The 16793-nt window shown below is 59.5% G+C and carries 17 protein-coding genes and 2 tRNA genes; 13 read left to right on the top strand and 6 right to left on the bottom strand.

All coding sequences use genetic code 11. The annotated features are described in order from the left end of the window. Positions 1-71 precede the first annotated feature (71 nt). Both CLV74_RS06310 and CLV74_RS06305 read right to left on the bottom strand, forming a co-directional pair. Positions 72-710 carry a ribonuclease HII gene (locus CLV74_RS06310; RefSeq protein WP_106263383.1) on the bottom strand — a complete coding sequence of 213 codons (639 nt, stop codon included), beginning with the start codon at positions 708-710 and terminating at the stop codon, positions 72-74. A gap of 91 nt (positions 711-801) precedes the next feature. After that, entirely contained in the window at positions 802-1476 is a 675-nt protein-coding gene (locus tag CLV74_RS06305; protein WP_106263382.1) for a hypothetical protein, read from the bottom strand. 161 nt (positions 1477-1637) lie between these two features. Between CLV74_RS06305 and CLV74_RS06300 the strand changes: the two genes are divergently transcribed. Further along, the gene (locus tag CLV74_RS06300) at positions 1638-1916 is read left to right on the top strand and encodes a hypothetical protein (protein ID WP_106263381.1); all 279 of its coding nucleotides are present in this window, start codon (positions 1638-1640) and stop codon (positions 1914-1916) included. 19 nt (positions 1917-1935) lie between these two features. After that, entirely contained in the window at positions 1936-2580 is a 645-nt protein-coding gene (locus CLV74_RS06295; protein WP_211299016.1) for a winged helix-turn-helix domain-containing protein, read from the top strand. 2 nt (positions 2581-2582) lie between these two features. Here the strand turns inward: CLV74_RS06295 and CLV74_RS22545 are convergent, their stop codons facing one another. The 3 genes from CLV74_RS22545 to CLV74_RS06280 all read right to left on the bottom strand — a co-directional run bounded on the left by CLV74_RS22545 (position 2583) and on the right by CLV74_RS06280 (position 5007). Then, on the bottom strand, positions 2583-3446 hold the full coding sequence (locus tag CLV74_RS22545; RefSeq protein ID WP_146134906.1) for a BAR domain-containing protein: 864 nt from the start codon (positions 3444-3446) through the stop codon (positions 2583-2585). An 83-nt stretch (positions 3447-3529) separates the two neighbouring features. After that, positions 3530-4750, bottom strand: a complete 1221-nt coding sequence (locus tag CLV74_RS06285; RefSeq protein WP_106263379.1) for an acyl-CoA dehydrogenase — start codon at positions 4748-4750, stop codon at positions 3530-3532. Between the two features lie 180 nt (positions 4751-4930). Further along, a tRNA-Arg gene (locus CLV74_RS06280) sits at positions 4931-5007 on the bottom strand. 113 nt (positions 5008-5120) lie between these two features. On the opposite strand from CLV74_RS06280, the gene CLV74_RS06275 reads away from it, so the two are divergent. From CLV74_RS06275 to CLV74_RS06260, 4 genes are all read left to right on the top strand, one after another. Then, positions 5121-6146, top strand: a complete 1026-nt coding sequence (locus CLV74_RS06275) for a LacI family DNA-binding transcriptional regulator (RefSeq protein ID WP_106263378.1) — start codon at positions 5121-5123, stop codon at positions 6144-6146. A gap of 419 nt (positions 6147-6565) precedes the next feature. Continuing rightward, positions 6566-7948: a 2-oxoadipate dioxygenase/decarboxylase HglS gene (hglS, locus tag CLV74_RS06270; protein WP_106263377.1), complete on the top strand. Its 1383-nt coding sequence runs from the start codon at positions 6566-6568 to the stop codon at positions 7946-7948. Between the two features lie 38 nt (positions 7949-7986). Further along, complete coding sequence (gene amaB, locus CLV74_RS06265) at positions 7987-9495, top strand: L-piperidine-6-carboxylate dehydrogenase (RefSeq protein WP_106263376.1); 1509 nt, start codon at positions 7987-7989, stop codon at positions 9493-9495. A gap of 93 nt (positions 9496-9588) precedes the next feature. Beyond that, on the top strand, positions 9589-10254 hold the full coding sequence (locus CLV74_RS06260; RefSeq protein ID WP_106263375.1) for a DNA-3-methyladenine glycosylase I: 666 nt from the start codon (positions 9589-9591) through the stop codon (positions 10252-10254). Between the two features lie 160 nt (positions 10255-10414). Here the strand turns inward: CLV74_RS06260 and CLV74_RS06255 are convergent. Then, a tRNA-Lys gene (locus CLV74_RS06255) sits at positions 10415-10490 on the bottom strand. Positions 10491-10606: 116 nt separating this feature from the next. Between CLV74_RS06255 and dapF the strand changes: the two genes are divergently transcribed. From dapF to CLV74_RS06220, 7 genes are all read left to right on the top strand, one after another. Further along, positions 10607-11452, top strand: coding sequence for a diaminopimelate epimerase (dapF, locus tag CLV74_RS06250; RefSeq protein ID WP_106263374.1), 846 nt, complete (start codon positions 10607-10609; stop codon positions 11450-11452). Further along, positions 11445-12707, top strand: coding sequence for a tRNA (N(6)-L-threonylcarbamoyladenosine(37)-C(2))-methylthiotransferase MtaB (gene mtaB, locus CLV74_RS06245; RefSeq protein ID WP_106263373.1), 1263 nt, complete (start codon positions 11445-11447; stop codon positions 12705-12707). The genes dapF and mtaB overlap by 8 nt, the downstream gene beginning before the upstream one ends. 110 nt (positions 12708-12817) lie before the next feature. Next, complete coding sequence (locus CLV74_RS06240) at positions 12818-13108, top strand: hypothetical protein (RefSeq protein ID WP_106263372.1); 291 nt, start codon at positions 12818-12820, stop codon at positions 13106-13108. Beyond that, on the top strand, positions 13105-13704 hold the full coding sequence (locus CLV74_RS06235) for a glutathione S-transferase (protein WP_425430971.1): 600 nt from the start codon (positions 13105-13107) through the stop codon (positions 13702-13704). Before CLV74_RS06240 ends, CLV74_RS06235 begins: the two co-directional genes overlap by 4 nt. A gap of 273 nt (positions 13705-13977) precedes the next feature. Next, positions 13978-14541: a ubiquinol-cytochrome c reductase iron-sulfur subunit gene (gene petA, locus CLV74_RS06230; RefSeq protein ID WP_106263370.1), complete on the top strand. Its 564-nt coding sequence runs from the start codon at positions 13978-13980 to the stop codon at positions 14539-14541. A gap of 18 nt (positions 14542-14559) precedes the next feature. Further along, positions 14560-15885 (top strand): cytochrome b, encoded by a 1326-nt coding sequence (locus CLV74_RS06225; protein WP_106263369.1) that lies wholly within the window; start codon positions 14560-14562, stop codon positions 15883-15885. Between the two features lie 14 nt (positions 15886-15899). Further along, a complete protein-coding gene (locus tag CLV74_RS06220) occupies positions 15900-16748 on the top strand; it encodes a cytochrome c1 (protein WP_106263368.1) in 849 nt (282 codons plus the stop codon). Positions 16749-16793 lie beyond the last annotated feature (45 nt).

Below are 16793 nucleotides of genomic sequence, written 5' to 3'. Positions count from 1 at the left end.
CTCGTTTGTGGATAACATGAGGAAAACCTGTGGGTTCGTCAAATTGTTTTTTCTAATCAGGTTGTTACAATTCACTCTTGATACAAGATATTGTGGATAGGCTTGAACGAACGCCTATGGTGCGGCGTCACGCCAAGGGTTTTCAGCGCGTCCATATGGGCCTTGGAACCATAGCCAGCGTTACGTTCCCAGCCGTATCCGGGATACTCTTCAGCCAGTGCCGACATGAGATTATCCCTGTATTCCTTTGCAATAATCGACGCTGCCGCGATTGAGATCGACCGCGCGTCACCTTTCACAACCGCTTCCGCATTCGACTGGAACTCCACCGGCAGACGATTTCCATCCACCAGAAGAAATTCGGGCGGCACCGGCAGCGCCTCGACCGCGCGGCGCATGGCCAGATAGGTGGCCTGAAGGATGTTGATCTGGTCTATTTCTGCAACACTGGCCACGCCGATGCCGCACTGCGCCTGTTTCAGAATAGATTCGGAGAGGGCTGCACGCCGCTTTGGCGTCAGCTTTTTAGAATCGTTCAGCCCCTCGGGGAAATTCTCCAGATCCAGAATCACGGCGGCCGCCACGACAGGCCCCGCCAAAGGGCCGCGCCCGACCTCATCCACACCGGCAATCAAGCGGTGACCACGCTCCATTGCAGCGCGTTCGAAAGAATCATCGGGGGCGGGGGGCAGGATCAGCTCTGTCTTCATGCCCCGCGTTGTCGCCCCACCCGCCCCTTGCCACAAGCACAAAAAAAAGCGGGCCCGAAGGCCCGCCCAGTCTAGAGAGGTCCGGCGTGGATCAGCGCCGGGCCAGGTCGACCCCGTTCTTGGTCAGGCAGCGGGGGTCGTATCCGGTCACCTTGCGGGCCCGGTATTCGTGTTGAACGGTGCGGATGCATTCGCCGGGCAGCTCGCGCAGGTTGATGCCGTTCTGGGCAAGGCAGTTCATCCGGTACATCACCTGATCCCCGCGCGAGGCATTCACGACCTCAAGGCACTGCTGCGGCAGGGGCGGGTTGCCGTTGAACTGCTGCTGGTAACGAGGCGGCTTGATCACATCATGGCCGCGCAGAGGCTCGTGGCTGGAATAACGGCGCTGCTGGTCCTCGGCGCGCTGGCGGGCGATCTGGCGCTGACGTTCCAGTTCTTCGTGACGCTGGCGCTCTGCATGGCGGTAACGCTCCTGCTCTTGGTAACGCTGGCGATCCAGCTCGGCCTGACGGGCCTGCTCGCGGGCCATTTGGCGCTGACGCTCACGCTCGGCGGCGCGGCGGGCATCATCTTTACGCTGTTCGCGGGCGTCTTCCTCTTTTTGCTTCTTCTGGTTCAGCGCCACACCCAGCGCCGCCAAAGCCGCCAGCCCCACGAACATCGCGGTGTTGTCTTTATTCTGCGGGCCCGCCTGAGCGGCGCTGCCAATGCCCGAAATCACCAAAGAGGCCGAGAGAGTCAGGGTCAAAAGTGTCTTTTTCATCAGGGTGTCTCCGTGTTGGATGTCATGTGCCGTCGTGGCTTGGGTCCAACTTGGGCCACCCGTCGAAAGTCTAGCAATATCATCGGGTTGTTATCCGATAACGGCCCCTGAAAATGCGATTGTTATTGCATATCAGCCGATGCGGGCGCACCGTCGGGGGCATGAAACACATCATTCTTCCCCTGATTCTGGCCACCGCGGCCCTGCCCGCCCAAGCGGCCTGCTACGCCGACTACAAGGCCAAGCAAGACAACCCCCTGCGGCTGGCCTATGGCGTCAGCCAGATCGAAGGGGCCTGCACTGCGGCGCAGGCGCAAAGCGAACTTGCGCCTGCCCTTGCCAATGACGGCTGGACCCTGCTGACGATCCTCGGCACATTCGACGAGACCGGATTACAGTCTCGGAAGGATGCCGCTGGTGAATTCTATCTTCGCTACTAAAGGAAACCGGCTGGTCTGGATCGGCCTTGGGGTTCTGACCGCGCTGCTGCTAGCAGGCGCGGCGGTACTGCTGCTGTCCCTGCCCGACGCCAACGCCTTTAACACGCGGGTCGAGCGGATATTTATCGAGAACGACACCCTCACCAGTCAGGCCGAACTGAAGCTGCTGGAAATCCTTGCCCAATCCGGCACCGCCTTTTCCGAGACGCTGGCCAGCTACCGCATGGTGATCTTTGTTTTGCTGGTGTTTTCCTGCGCGATGCTGCTGACCGCGCTGGTGTTTCTGCTGCTGCTGACCGGAACCAACCGCCGGATGGCCCAGATCGAACGGTCCGGCATTCAGGTCCGATCCTTGGTGATCCAGCGGGCCGAAAACATGGTTTACCTGAACGAAATGGGCTTCACCCTGACCCCAGCGGCGCTTGAGACCCTCTCGGTTCTGGCCGAAGCCCGCATGGACGATGACATCCTCTCGGGCGCCGAGATCGAGGCGATGGTATCCGGCAAATCCGCCTCCGACTGCGAAGAAGCCGCCGGCGCCACCAGAATCAAGCGCCTGCGGGATGGTCTAGGCAATCAAATCGTCAGCGAATTGCTGATCAGGTCTGTCGCGCGGCGCGGGTATTCACTGGCCGTCGCGAAGGACGCGATTGAGGTGCGGTGAGGCTACTGAGTAGCCTTATCGATCTGAGCCAACCAGCGGACATAACCCAATCCTTGAGATATTAAAAGTTGACCCAGTTCGGCACTGGTCGTTTCAACTGTTTCATGACCTGGTTCGTGACGAAAGAAGTGGGCGCTGTCGATCCACTGCTGAAAGCTATTCAACATTTTCATATTCGGACCAAGTTCGGCTTTCCTAGTTGCGTATAGACTTTGAACTGATGGTTGGAGCTTCTGACATACTGATTTCGCATCCAACCTAGGCACATCAAACATCAATTTAAAAAGGTTCTCGCAGGCCCCAAAGATCGCCCTAACACCCCCAACATAATCCAGAGATTCATCCAATAGACAGGAATCAATTCTTTTTACCAAACGAGCGGTTGCTGCATAACGTGGCTCGTCAAGAGACCGAATTGCGGACGCGACACCTTTAGAAAACGCCGCATCTATTAGTGGATGAACTCCTCCAAGATCGTCTATCTCATAAGCTAGGTTCGTTTCGGAGAAAATTCTTCGCACTGCCAGAATGAAAAAAACTGAACGGCTATTATTTCCCCAGATGTTCCTCAAAACTCCAGTTAATACTGTAATTACGTCTAGGACATCCGCGAACTCAATTCGGCCTACGAATTTCTCCCACGTATGCACACTGGTGTGTGGTGTTTTAAATGGTATTCCAATAAGACTTTCAACCGCATCGCGAGCCGCCATCGATAGACTCGAACCACTTGGTCTCGAATCATCTGCAAAAAACTTTTCTATTTGCTTCGCGATACGAAACCTCGCCCTATCGCTATCCATCTGCAGTTCAGCTGGCTGCAAATAGAGAATAGAGAAGCGCTCCCCAGTTTTCTCTTTTTTCATAGATATCGCCTAGCACAATTACATCGCAAAGCACCTATAATGAAATCGAAGGTAATGCAATTTCAGCTCGCCTCGACCTCAGCTCAAAAAAACGCCTGAAGCCCTGTCTGCGCCCGACCCAGAATAAGCGCGTGGATATCGTGGGTGCCCTCATAGGTGTTTACGGTCTCAAGGTTGATCATGTGACGGATCACTTGGAATTCGCCGCTGATGCCGTTGCCACCGTGCATGTCCCGCGACTGGCGGGCCATATCCAGTGCTTTGCCGCAGTTGTTGCGCTTGATCAGGCTGATCATTTCGGGGGCGGCTTTGGCTTCGTCCATGAGGCGGCCCACCTGTAAGGCGGCGTGCAGGCCCAGAGTGATCTCGGTCTGCATATCGGCCAGTTTCTTCTGGAACAGCTGGGTCTGCGCCAGCGGGCGGTTGAATTGGTGGCGGTCCAGACCGTATTGGCGGGCGCTGTGCCAGCAGAACTCGGCCGCGCCCATGACGCCCCAAGAAATGCCGTAGCGGGCGCGGTTCAGGCAACCGAAGGGGCCTTTCAGACCCTCGACGTTGGGCAGCAAGGCGTCCTCGCCCACCTCAACCCCGTCCAGCACGATTTCACCGGTGACGCTGGCGCGCAGGGACAGTTTGTTCCCCACTTTCGGCGCGGACAGACCCTTCATGCCCTTTTCCAGCACAAAGCCTTTGATCTTGCCGCCATGGGCCTCTGACTTAGCCCAGACCACGAACACATCCGCAATGGGACTGTTCGAGATCCACATCTTGCTGCCCGTCAGGCGATAGCCGGTGTCGGTTTTCACCGCGCGGGTCTTCATGCCCGCCGGATCGCTGCCCGCATCGGGTTCAGTCAGACCAAAGCAGCCGATCAATTCGCCGCTGCACAGGCCGGGCAGGTATTTCTGGCGCTGCGCTTCGGTGCCGTAGGCGTAGATCGGGTAGATCACCAAGGACGACTGCACGCTCATCATGCTGCGATAGCCGGAATCAACACGCTCGACCTCGCGGGCGATCAGGCCGTAGGCCACGTATGAGGCGCCCAGCCCGCCGTATTCCTCGGGCAAGGTTGCGCCCAGCAGACCCGCTTGGCCCATTTCGCGAAAAATCTCCGGCTCGACCCGTTCTTCGGCGAAGGCATCGATGATCCGCGGTTGCAGGCGATCCTGCGCAAAGGCGCGGGCACCATCCCGCAACATCCGCTCTTCTTCGGTCAGCAGATCATCAAGGCGCAGGGCATCCATCCAGTCGAACCGGCCCAGATCGGGGGCGTCTTTGGCTTTCAGGGTCGGGGTCTGGGTCATGGTCTGTCCTCCGGCAGAAATGAACACTTGTTCTACTCAAGGCACCACAGCGGCCCGCCCGTGTCTACCCGCTATGGCGCCAGACATCATGACGCTTGCGAATGAAGTTTGTGCAGAGCGTGGATCGCCCGCGCCGCTAAAGCGCTTTTCGATGGCATAGATAGTAGCGAAAACAAAGGCTGGTGATCCCGGCAGGGTTCGAACCTGCAACCTGCCCCTTAGGAGGGGGCTGCTCTATCCAGTTGAGCCACGGGACCACGGCCGTGGTTTTCACCCGAAGTGCAGCGGATCGCAACCCTTTTGACATGTATGCTGGACACTGCGCACTCTTGGGGTAAGCATAAGAGAAATAGAAATAAGCGGAGCCGCCATGAGCAACACCCCTGTCCGCCCCCTCACCCTGCGCGATGTGTCCGAAGCCTCTGGCGTGTCGGAGATGACCGTCAGCCGCGTGCTACGCAATCGTGGAGATGTGTCAGAAGCCACCCGTGAACGGGTTCTGAAAGCCGCGCGCGACCTTGGCTATGTGCCGAACAAGATCGCAGGGGCCTTGGCAAGCCAGCGGGTGAATCTGGTCGGGGTCATCATCCCCAGCCTTTCAAACATGGTGTTCCCGAACGTTCTGACCGGCATCAGCGAAGTTCTTGAACAGACCGAGCTACAGCCCGTCGTCGGCGTCACCGACTACAGCCCCGAAAAGGAAGAGCGTGTTCTTTATGAAATGCTCTCATGGCGGCCCTCGGGCCTGATCCTTGCGGGTCTGGAACATTCCGAAGCGGCCCGCGCCATGCTGGTCGCCTCTGGCATCCCGATCGTCGAGATCATGGATGTGGACGGCAAATGCGTGGACAGCATGGTCGGTATTTCTCACCGTCGCGCCGGCCGCGAAATGGGCAACGCTATCGTTAAGCACGGTTACAGCCGGATCGCCTTCCTCGGCACCAAGATGCCCATGGACCACCGCGCCCGTAAGCGTTTCGAGGGCTTTACCGAGGCGCTGGCCAAGCACGGTATCGAGATTGCGGATCAGGAATTCTACTCGGGCGGCTCGGCTCTGCTAAAGGGGCGCGAGATGACCCAGCAGATTCTGGAGCGCACCCCCGATCTGGACTTCATCTATTATTCGAACGATATGATCGGCGCAGGCGGGATGCTGTGGCTGCTTGAGCAAGGCATCGATATTCCGGGACAAATCGGCATTGCCGGTTTCAACGGCGTCGAATTGCTGGAAGGTCTGCCGCGCCGCTTGGCCACCATGGACGCCTGCCGCAAAGAGATCGGTCGTAAGGCTGCTGAAATCATCGCAGCCCGAAACGACTCGGATGCGCCAGACCCCGATCGGATCGTGGAATTGACCCCCCGTATCGACTTTGGCGATACTTTGAAGCGGCGTTGACAATTTAGGCTGGCATTAACGTAACGTAAACTCTTGTAACCCATACTTTCGATTTGTGGACTGGTTATCCGTTAGACATTAATAACTATGTCCATACGGATTTGTATTAGTGTTCCCAGTACCCCCAACGATACCAGTTTTTGCAAGGTGACGTCCGTTAGTGGGAGCTTTGAGCGGCTTCAGGCAACGAGTGTTCAGGCCCGGCAATTCGCCGGGCCTTTTTGTTTGCCAGCAGCGCCACTTTTCCCCAACGCATACCTACACCCCAAAGTGCAAGGCCTGTGCCAAGTGACGTTTCAAACGTCAAAAAGTGTGTTCGTCATTCCTGCGGGGAATAAAGTCTCAGACAGCGCTCATCATACAATCGGGATCGGCTATGCTAAGTCTGTACCCGACCGCCGTGATCGCAGGAGCGCCCGATGACCCAATTCGCCCACCCCGACGACATCCGTAGCCGCTTTTCCGCTGCCATGTCGGCCATGTACCGGACCGAGGTCCCCGCCTATGGCACGCTGATGCAGATCGTCTCGGACGTGAACGATGGCGTGCTGGCCGCGAATGCGCAGCTGCGCAGCGATCTGGAACAGACCGACCAGCTGTCCCGCATCAGCGAAGAACGTCATGGCGCCATCCGGCTTGGCACCCCGCAGGAACTGGCCACCATGCGCCGCCTGTTTGCTGTCATGGGAATGCAGCCCGTCGGATATTATGACCTGACCGAGGCAAGCGTGCCCGTGCATTCCACCGCCTTCCGCCCCGTGGGCGAGGATGCCCTGCGCCGCAACCCCTTCCGCGTCTTTACCTCGCTGCTGCGGCTGGACCTGATCTCGGACGCCGCCCTGCGCGACACTGCCGCAAAGGTGCTGGCAGAACGCCAGATCTACACCCCGCGCTGTCTGGAACTGATTGATTTGGCCGAATCCCAAGGGGGCCTGACCGAGGCGCAGGCCGATGAGTTTGTCGCCGAGGCGCTGGAAACCTTCCGCTGGCACCCCGAAGCCAACGTCAGCGCCGACCTCTACCAGCGCCTGCATGATGCGCACCGCCTTGTGGCGGATGTGGTCTCGTTCAAAGGACCGCACATCAACCACCTGACCCCGCGCACGCTGGACATCGACCGCGTGCAAGAGTTGATGCCCGAACACGGGATCGACCCCAAAGCGGTGATCGAAGGCCCGCCCCGCCGCGCCTTCCCGATCCTGCTGCGCCAAACCAGCTTTAAGGCGCTGTCCGAGGCAGTCAGCTTTGACGGCAAAGACGGTAGCCACACCGCCCGCTTTGGCGAGATTGAGGCCCGCGGTCAGGCCCTGACCCCCGTGGGCCGCGCTCTTTATGATGCGCTGCTGACCAAGACCCGCGAAAAGGTACGCCCTGCGGCGGATGGCTCGAACACCGACGCATATATGGCCGCGCTGCAAGAGACCTTCACCGCCTTCCCCGACACGCTGGAAGGTATCCGCGAAGACAGTCTGGGCTATTTTGAATGGTCCCTCACCGACAAGGGCCGCGCCAATGCGGGCCAGATCGCAGGTCTGGACGCCGAACAGCTGCTGGCCCAAGGCTACGTGCGCATTGATCCCATCGTTTATGAGGATTTCCTGCCCGTCAGCGCCGCTGGCATCTTCCAATCGAACCTTGGCGATGACGATGCACAGGAATTCGCGGCCAGCCCCAACCAGCAACGGTTTGAAACCGATCTGGGCGCGAAGGTGCTGAACGAATTCGACCATTACCAGCAGATCGAGGACGCCTCTCGTGCGGCCTGCGTTGCTGCTCTGACCAAAGGGGCCGCCGCCGAATAAGAGCGGCCCGTCCATCCCTCCCAACAGTGAGATTTGCTATGACACTGGCACAAGACGCCAAATCCATTCTGGACAGCCTCGGGGTTGATCCCGCCCTCTACACCGGTGGCACCCTGACCAAGATCAGCCCCATGACCGGCGAGGAAATCGCCGCACTGCCCGAAAACACCGCCGAGGATACCGCCGCCGCCGTGGCCCGTGCCCGCGCTGCCTTTAAAGAATGGCGCATGGTTCCGGCCCCCAAGCGGGGCGAACTGGTCCGCCTGCTGGGGGAAGAGTTGCGCACCCATAAAGAGGCACTGGGCCGCATGGTCTCGATCGAGGCGGGCAAGATCCCGTCCGAGGGCCTTGGCGAAGTGCAAGAGATGATCGACATCTGCGATTTCGCCACCGGCCTGTCGCGTCAGCTATATGGTCTGACCATCGCCACCGAACGCCCCGGTCACCGCATGATGGAACAATGGCACCCGCTAGGTGTGGTCGGCATCATCTCGGCCTTCAACTTCCCCGTGGCGGTCTGGTCGTGGAACGCGGCATTGGCTCTGGTCTGCGGCAACCCCGTGATCTGGAAACCGTCGGAAAAATCCCCGCTAACCGCCCTGGCCAGCATGGCAATCCTGCAAAAGGCGCTGGACCGCTTTGGCGATGCCCCCGAAGGGCTTGCGCAACTGCTGATCGGCGGCGCTGATGTGGGCAACGCGCTGGTCGAAGATCCCGACGTGGCGCTGGTCTCGGCCACCGGCTCGACCCGCATGGGCCGCATCGTCGGCCCGAAAGTGGCTGAACGCTTTGGCCGCTGCATTCTGGAACTGGGCGGCAACAACGCGGGCATCGTCTGCCCATCAGCCGATCTGGACATGACCCTGCGCGCGGTCGCCTTTGGCGCTATGGGCACAGCCGGCCAGCGCTGCACCAGCCAGCGCCGCCTGTTTGTTCACGCGGATGTCTATGACGATCTGGTCCCACGTCTGGTCAAAGCCTACGAATCCGTTTCGGTCGGCAACCCTCTTGAAGCCAACCATCTGGTCGGCCCCCTGATCGACAAAGACGCCTTCGACGGCATGGAAAAGGCCCTGAGTGACGCCAAAGCAGTGGGCGGCACCGTCCACGGCGGCGGCCGCGTGGATACCGGCGCAGAAAGCGCCTATTACGCCCGCCCTGCACTGGTTGAGATGCCCGAACAATCCGGCCCCATGTTGCATGAAACCTTTGCGCCCATTCTATATGTGACCAAATACACCGACTTTGATGCGGCGATTGAGGCACAGAACGCAGTTGGCGCGGGCCTGTCTTCCTGCATCTTCACCCTGAATGTGCGTGAAACTGAACAATTCCTTTCGGCAGCAGGCAGCGACTGCGGCATCGCCAACGTCAACATCGGCACCTCGGGCGCGGAAATCGGCGGCGCCTTCGGCGGGGAAAAGGAAACCGGCGGTGGTCGCGAATCCGGCTCGGACGCGTGGAAAGGCTACATGCGTCGCGCCACCAACACGGTGAACTACTCCAGCCAATTGCCGCTGGCCCAAGGCGTTGTCTTCGACATCTGACACCAAAAAGGGCGCAGCAAGCGCCCTTTTTCATTCCCCGAACCTGCGCGCAGCCTTTAGGCTGCGCTCAATTTGATAAGAGGGGGACGTTTCATGCGCACATTCGAAGAACTCTACGCCATTGCCGCTGACCGCAAAGGCGGACCAGAGGCGCTTGAGGCCATGCTGCCCGCGCCCCTACCCCAAGAGGCGCTGCAAAACACCACCGACGACCGCTGGCTGGCCACCATGGCCAAATGCATCTTTCAGGCAGGCTTCAACTGGAAAGTCATCGACGCCAAATGGGAAGGGTTTGAAGCCGCCTTTGACAGGTTCGACGTGGCCCGCGTGGGTTTTTACCACGACGAAGACCTCGACCGGCTGCTCGGCGATGAAAGAATCGTCCGCAACGGGCAAAAAATTCAGGCCGTGCTAGAGAACGCCCGATTCCTGATGGATCTGGCAAAAGAAAATGGCAGCGCCGCGCGATTCTTTGCAGATTGGCCCGTGACCGACCAAATCGGCCTGACAAAGATCAGGTCGAAACAGGGCAGCCGCCTTGGTGCGATGACCGGCCAGCGGGTTCTGCGCGAAATGGGCCGCGATTCTTTTATTCTGACCACCGATGTTTTGGCCCGTCTGAAGGCCGAGGGAATCATCGACGCTTCCGCAACGTCATCCAAAGCGCAGAGCGCAATTCAATCGGCCTTCAATAAATGGATGACGGAGTCGGGCCGCGGACTGACCCAAATCAGCCGCATCTTGGCCTACTCTGTATAGCAGACGCACATTATCAGGGGCGCGCACAAAAGGCGCAGCCCCGGATAATTGTGAGTGGTGGAAATAAATCCATCTGCAATCCGACTTGAGGTAATTCAGTGTCGATGCAGATACGCTAAGCTCCTGTTTCAGCGGCATTTCTTGCCGACCGGGAGGAGAGTGGTGAGCCGTGCAGGATTCGAACCTGCGACCCACTGATTAAAAGTCAGTTGCTCTACCAACTGAGCTAACGGCCCACTCTTCAGCGTGTGGGCGGCTTCTACGGTTTGTAGGCGGGGGGGTCAATAGAGAAATGTAAACTTTTTTCGGCACATGCTGGATTCATGAATTTGGGGGGCGTATATGCCGCCTCATGCAAAGACATGATGCCCCCTCCCAAGGCCTGCCGTTCATGAAGATGCACGGGCTTGGCAATGATTTCGTGGTGATCCACGCCAGCGATGTGCCGAATGGCTTGTCGCCTGAACTTGTGACCGCGATTGCCCACCGGAATACCGGAGTGGGATTCGATCAGCTTGCCGTGATCGAGGACTCGGACCGCTCGGATGCGCGTCTGGTGTTCTATAATGCGGATGGCTCGCTGTCGGCGACCTGCGGCAATGCCACCCGCTGTATTGCCCGCCATCTGATGGATGTGCGCGGCGTCAATGCGCTGGTGCTTGAGACAGAGCGTGGTCTGCTGCCTTGCGAAGACGGCGGCAACGGCCTGACCCGCGTGAATATGGGTGCGCCCCTGCTGGCATGGAACGAAATTCCCATCGCAGAGGACATCGACACCCTGCATCTGCCCATTGATGGCGATCCTGTGGGCACCGGCATGGGCAATCCCCATTGCACCTTCTTTGTGGAAGATGCCGAGGCGGTGGACCTGACCACCTTTGGCCCTGCCCACGAACATCACCCGCTGTTCCCCCAGCGCACCAATGTGCAGGTCGCCCATCTGATCGCACCCGATCACCTGCGCATGCGCGTTTGGGAGCGGGGCACGGGGATCACGATGGCCTCGGGCTCTAGCAGCTGCGCCACCGCTGTGGCCGCTGCCCGCCGTGGCATCACGGGCCGCAAAGTACGCATCAGCCTTGAGATCGGCGATCTGGTCATCGACTGGCGCGAAGATGGCGTCTGGATGGAAGGCCCCACCGCCCATGTCTTTAGCGGCACCTTCACCCCTGAATTCCTGAGCGCACACAATGGTTGATGTCCCCAAGTTCACCACTCTGGGCTGCCGTCTGAACGCCTATGAGACCCATGCCATGGAAGAGCTGAGCCAGCAGGCCGGCCTTTCGAACGCCCATGTGGTGAACACCTGCGCCGTGACCGCCGAGGCCGTGCGCAAAGCCCGTCAGGAAATCCGCCGCATCCGCCGCGAGAATCCCGACGCCAAGATCATCGTGACCGGCTGCGCCGCCCAGACCGAGCCCGAAACCTTTGCCGCCATGGCAGAGGTCGACCACATTATCGGCAACACCGAAAAGATGCAGGCCGAGACGTGGCAGGGTCTGGCCAAAGGTCCGAACTTTATCGGCGAGACCGAGCGGGTTCAGGTGGACGACATTATGTCGGTGACCGAGACCGCAGGACACCTGATCGACGGTTTCGGCACCCGCAGCCGCGCCTATGTGCAGGTTCAAAACGGCTGTGACCATCGCTGCACCTTCTGCATCATCCCCTTTGGCCGCGGGAATTCCCGCTCGGTTCCTGCAGGGGTGGTGGTGGACCAGATCAAACGTCTGGTGGACCGTGGTTTTAACGAAGTGGTTCTGACCGGCGTTGACCTGACCAGTTGGGGCGCGGATCTGCCTGCGACCCCGAAACTGGGGGATCTGGTGCTGCGCATCCTGAAACTGGTGCCTGATCTGCCGCGCCTGCGGATTTCCTCGATCGATTCGATTGAGGTGGATGAGGCGCTTATGCAGGCCATCGCCACCGAACCGCGCCTGATGCCCCACCTGCATTTGTCTCTACAGCACGGGGACGACCTGATTCTAAAGCGCATGAAACGCCGCCACCTGCGCGACGACGCCATCCGCTTTACCGAAGAGGCGTTGAAACTGCGTCCCGAGATGACCTTTGGCGCCGATATCATCGCCGGTTTCCCGACCGAGACCGATGCCCACTTTGAAAACTCGCTAAAGCTGGTGGATGACTGCCAGCTGACATGGCTGCACGTCTTTCCATACTCGCCCCGCCAAGGCACCCCCGCTGCGCGGATGCCGCAGGTCAAAGGTGGCGCGATCAAGGAACGGGCCGCGCGACTGCGCGACGCCGGAGAGCGCCGCGTTGCCCTACATCTGGCCGCTCAGGTGGGACGCGAGCATTCGATCTTGCTGGAAAACCCCCGTATGGGCCGGACCGAGCAGTTCACCGAGGTAGTCTTTGACACCGATCAGCCCGAAAGCCAGATTGTGCGGACGGTGATCCTTGGGGTGGACGGCGCGCAATTGCGGGCGTGATCGGCCTTGGCCGGTCTTCGCGCAGTTGTGAGTATTTATGCAATAAAGAAGCGGGCGGTTTTTTTTTGATCTGCTAGGCTGGTGTTGAATTGGCCGGGGAGGATCAAGGAATGGCTTTGCCCTTGGCGCCAGTGGCGTCTGTTGTCTTGCGATACGGCTTGGTGGCTTTGGCCGCCTATGCCGCCGCGCGGCGCTTGCCCGAGGCGGTACGATCCCAGCCTTTGGAAGATGCGCTGGATGAAGTTCCCGAAGGGATGGCCTATCGCGAGGATGCCTTGAACAATGAGCGGCGTATGTCGGGCCGGTTCCGGCGGGTGGTGCGCTTTGGCGGGCTTGGAAAGGGATTCGAAGTGGACGGCGCGGTGATCGGACGGCTGAAGGTACGCAAGCTATGGGACTGACTTTATATAAGGCGGGCCCCTCGCCTTTTGTGCGCAAGGTCATGGTGACATTGCATGAGACAGGTTTGCTGGCTCAGACCGATTTGGTCGATGCGGTGGCGAATCCCGTAGCCCCTGATCCGGCGCTGATTGCCATAAACCCTGCGGGCAAAATCCCTGCCTTGGTGCGTGAAGATGGCCCCGCGCTTTACGACAGCCGCGTGATCACCCGCTATCTGGATGTGCGGGCGGGCACGTCTTTATATCCTGAGGCGCGGATTTGGGAGGTGCTGACCCTAGAGGCCAGCGCCGATGCTATCATGGATGCGGCTGTTTTGATGGTCTATGAGGCCAAATTCCGCCCAGAGCCTATTGCGCCTTGGATGGAAGGGCAATGGACCAAAATCAGCAACGGGCTGGATGCGCTGGAATCACGCTGGATGAGCCATCTGAACGGGCCCCACGATGCGGCGCAGATCGCCGTCGGAGTTGCGCTGGGGTATCTGGATTTCCGGCACCCGCAAAGGGCTTGGCGGGTGGGCAGACCCGCTTTGGCGGCATGGGCCGAAGTCTATTTGCAGCGCCCCGCGATGCAGGCGACGATCCCGCAAGGGTGATTCCCTGCACGTACCCTGAGTTTTTTACTCAAATACCCGACTTGATGTGGTCATCTGCCGCACCATGTTGATTTCCGGCACCTTGCGCCAGTTTTCCGGCCTCTGAACCGGCAGGTGTGCGCGAATGTCCGCTGGACGGATGCAAACCCTCTCGTTAAATAGCGCGTGATGACAAGGGCTACGGGATTTTCCGTGGCCTAAATCTGTATCTGCCCGGTCCCTGTTTCGGAAAGCCGTTTCCGCGATGTGGCCGGCAAAGAATGGAGAAACCTCGTGTCCCACGCAGAAGACCACGAAGGCACCCGCAGAGATTTCCTCTACTACGCCACTGCAGGCGCAGGTGCTGTGACCGCAGGTGCCGCAATCTGGCCCCTCGTGAACCAGATGAACCCCTCGGCAGACGTGAAAGCGTTGTCGTCGATCCGTGTGGACGTGAGTGCCCTTGAGGTCGGCTCGCAGATGACTGTCCTGTGGCAGGGCAAGCCGGTGTTCATTCGCCGCCGCACCGAAGCAGAGATCGAAGCGGCCCGTGCCGTCGAGATGAGCCAGTTGATCGACACCAACGCCCGTAACGCAAACGATCCCGCGGATGCTCCGGCAACCGACGAGAACCGCGCCATGGACGAAAACGGCGAATGGCTACTGATGATGGGTGTTTGCACCCACCTGGGCTGTGTGCCTCTGGGTGACGGCGCAGGCGACTTTGGCGGCTGGTTCTGCCCCTGCCACGGTTCGCACTACGACACCGCCGGACGTATCCGTAAAGGACCCGCGCCCGAAAACCTGCACATCCCCGTAGCCGAGTTCGTGGACGATGCCACGATCAAGCTGGGTTAAGGGAGAGGAGATTTAACTATGTCGGGTATCCCACACGACCATTACGAGCCGAAGTCCGGCATCACCAAGGCGATCAACAGCCGTCTGCCGATCATCGGCCTGCTGTATGACACCTTGATGATCCCCACCCCCAAGAACCTCAACTGGATGTGGATCTGGGGCATCATTCTGACTTTCTGTCTGGCTCTGCAGATCATTACCGGCGTTGTTCTGGTGATGCACTACACCCCCCACGTCGACATGGCGTTCGCTTCGATCGAACACATCATGCGTGACGTGAATGGCGGCCACTTCATCCGCTACCTGCACATGAACGGCGCGTCGCTGTTCTTCACCGCTGTTTACCTGCACATCTTCCGTGGCCTGTTCTACGGCTCGTACAAGGCACCCCGCGAGATCACATGGATCGTCGGTATGCTGATCTACCTGCTGATGATGGGCACCGCGTTCATGGGCTACGTTCTGCCCTGGGGCCAGATGTCGTTCCACGGTACCGCAGTTATCACCGGCCTGTTCGGCGCGATCCCCTTCATTGGTGAATCGATCCAAACTTGGCTGCTGGGTGCATCGGCTGTGGGTCAGCCCGCGCTGAACCGCTTCTTCTCGCTGCACTACCTGCTGCCCTTCCTGATCGCAGGTCTGGTTGTCGTCCACATCTGGGCGTTCCACCACACCGGCAACAACAACCCCTCGGGTGTTGACGTGCGCCGCACCTCGAAAGCCGAAGCAGAAAAAGACACTCTGCCCTTCTGGCCCTACTTCGTGATCAAGGACCTGTTCGCTCTGGCAGTTGTTCTGGCCGTGTTCTTCGCAGTTGTCGGCTTCATGCCCAACTACCTGGGTCACCCCGACAACTATCTGGAAGCAAACCCGCTGGCGACGCCTTCGCACATCGTTCCCGAATGGTACTTCCTGCCCTTCTACGCGATCCTGCGTGCGTTTGACTCGGAAGTTTGGGTTGTTCAGTTCGCTAGCTGGATTTCGTTCGGCATCATCGACGCCAAATTCTTTGGTGTTCTGGCGATGTTCGGTGCGATCGCTGTGATGGCTCTGGCCCCCTGGCTGGACACCTCGAGCGTCCGTTCGGGCCGTTACCGTCCCGCCTTCAAGTGGTGGTTCCGTCTGCTCTGCATCGACTTCATGGTGCTGATGTGGGCCGGCGCTATGCCCGCTGAAGGTATCTACCCCTACATCTCGCTGCTGGGTGCAACCTACTGGTTCGCGTACTTCCTGGTAGTCCTGCCGCTGCTGGGTATCTTCGAGAAGCCCGAGACTCCGGTTGCGACCATCGAAGACGACTTCAAAGCGCACTACGGCGACAAAGCCGGCACCCCGGCCGAGTAAGAAAGGTGACCACTATGATCCGGAAACTGACCCTTACCGCATTTGCAGCACTCGGCCTTTCGGCCGGTGCGGCCCTTGCGTCGGGCGGCACAGCACATATCGAAGACTACGCTTTCTCGTTCGAAGGCCCCTTCGGTGCTTATGACCAGAACCAGCTGCAGCGCGGCCTGAAGATCTTCACCGAGGTTTGCTCGGCGTGCCACGGTCTGAAGTACGTTCCCCTGCGCACTCTTGGTGACGAAACCGGCCCCGGCCTGCCCGAAGATCAGGTGCGTGCCTACGCGGCAAACATCGAAGTCTTTGACAAAAGCCTGGACGATTACCGTCCCGCCACCCCCGCGGACAAATTTCCCGCGAACACTGGCGTTGGCGCGCCTGACCTGTCGCTGATGGCGAAAGGTCGCGCTGGCTTCCACGGCCCCATCGGTCTGGGTATCAACCAGATCGTCAAAGGCATGGGCGGCCCCGAGTACATCGCGTCACTGCTGGCCGGCTACCACGAAGCGCCTGATTGTGCGCCTGAAGGCTTCTCGGGTTACTACAACACCGTCTTCACCGCCGGTGGTTACCCTGAAGAGTGTAAGGACGAGCACGGCGCCCACACTGTCCCCGGCAGCTGGATCGGCATGGCGCCGCCGCTGATGGGCGAGGATGTGGACTTTGACGACGGTCACTCGAACGAGCTGCACCACGAAGTTCAGGACGTTGCTGCGTTCCTGATGTGGGCCGCAGAACCCAAGATGATGCAGCGTAAGACCGCAGGTCTGACCGGCGTGATCTTCCTCTCGGTTCTGGCAGTTCTGCTGTACCTGACCAACAAGCGCATCTGGGCGCCGGTCAAATACGGCCGCAAGGACGATTAATCGTCTGACGCAAGATTAGGAAAAGCCCCGCCAGAGCGATCTGGC

Source organism: Donghicola tyrosinivorans, assembly GCF_003003355.1.
In the GTDB taxonomy this organism is placed as follows: domain Bacteria; phylum Pseudomonadota; class Alphaproteobacteria; order Rhodobacterales; family Rhodobacteraceae; genus Donghicola; species Donghicola tyrosinivorans.
The sequence above is the reverse complement of the archived record's forward strand: the minus strand, read 5'-3'. Positions and strand labels throughout refer to the sequence as shown.

What these genes read in the sequence shown, in the direction of transcription:
- CLV74_RS06275 (WP_106263378.1), top strand. Translation starts at nt 5,121, where the DNA reads ATGAGCAACACCCCTGTCCGCCCCCTCACCCTGCGCGATGTGTCCGAA.
- CLV74_RS06300 (WP_106263381.1), top strand. Translation starts at nt 1,638, where the DNA reads ATGAAACACATCATTCTTCCCCTGATTCTGGCCACCGCGGCCCTGCCC.
- CLV74_RS22545 (WP_146134906.1), bottom strand. Translation starts at nt 3,446, where the DNA reads ATGAAAAAAGAGAAAACTGGGGAGCGCTTCTCTATTCTCTATTTGCAG.
- CLV74_RS06225 (WP_106263369.1), top strand. Translation starts at nt 14,560, where the DNA reads ATGTCGGGTATCCCACACGACCATTACGAGCCGAAGTCCGGCATCACC.
- amaB (WP_106263376.1), top strand. Translation starts at nt 7,987, where the DNA reads ATGACACTGGCACAAGACGCCAAATCCATTCTGGACAGCCTCGGGGTT.
- CLV74_RS06310 (WP_106263383.1), bottom strand. Translation starts at nt 710, where the DNA reads ATGAAGACAGAGCTGATCCTGCCCCCCGCCCCCGATGATTCTTTCGAA.
- CLV74_RS06305 (WP_106263382.1), bottom strand. Translation starts at nt 1,476, where the DNA reads ATGAAAAAGACACTTTTGACCCTGACTCTCTCGGCCTCTTTGGTGATT.
- CLV74_RS06220 (WP_106263368.1), top strand. Translation starts at nt 15,900, where the DNA reads ATGATCCGGAAACTGACCCTTACCGCATTTGCAGCACTCGGCCTTTCG.
- CLV74_RS06260 (WP_106263375.1), top strand. Translation starts at nt 9,589, where the DNA reads ATGCGCACATTCGAAGAACTCTACGCCATTGCCGCTGACCGCAAAGGC.
- CLV74_RS06240 (WP_106263372.1), top strand. Translation starts at nt 12,818, where the DNA reads ATGGCTTTGCCCTTGGCGCCAGTGGCGTCTGTTGTCTTGCGATACGGC.
- hglS (WP_106263377.1), top strand. Translation starts at nt 6,566, where the DNA reads ATGACCCAATTCGCCCACCCCGACGACATCCGTAGCCGCTTTTCCGCT.
- CLV74_RS06285 (WP_106263379.1), bottom strand. Translation starts at nt 4,750, where the DNA reads ATGACCCAGACCCCGACCCTGAAAGCCAAAGACGCCCCCGATCTGGGC.
- dapF (WP_106263374.1), top strand. Translation starts at nt 10,607, where the DNA reads ATGCAAAGACATGATGCCCCCTCCCAAGGCCTGCCGTTCATGAAGATG.
- mtaB (WP_106263373.1), top strand. Translation starts at nt 11,445, where the DNA reads ATGGTTGATGTCCCCAAGTTCACCACTCTGGGCTGCCGTCTGAACGCC.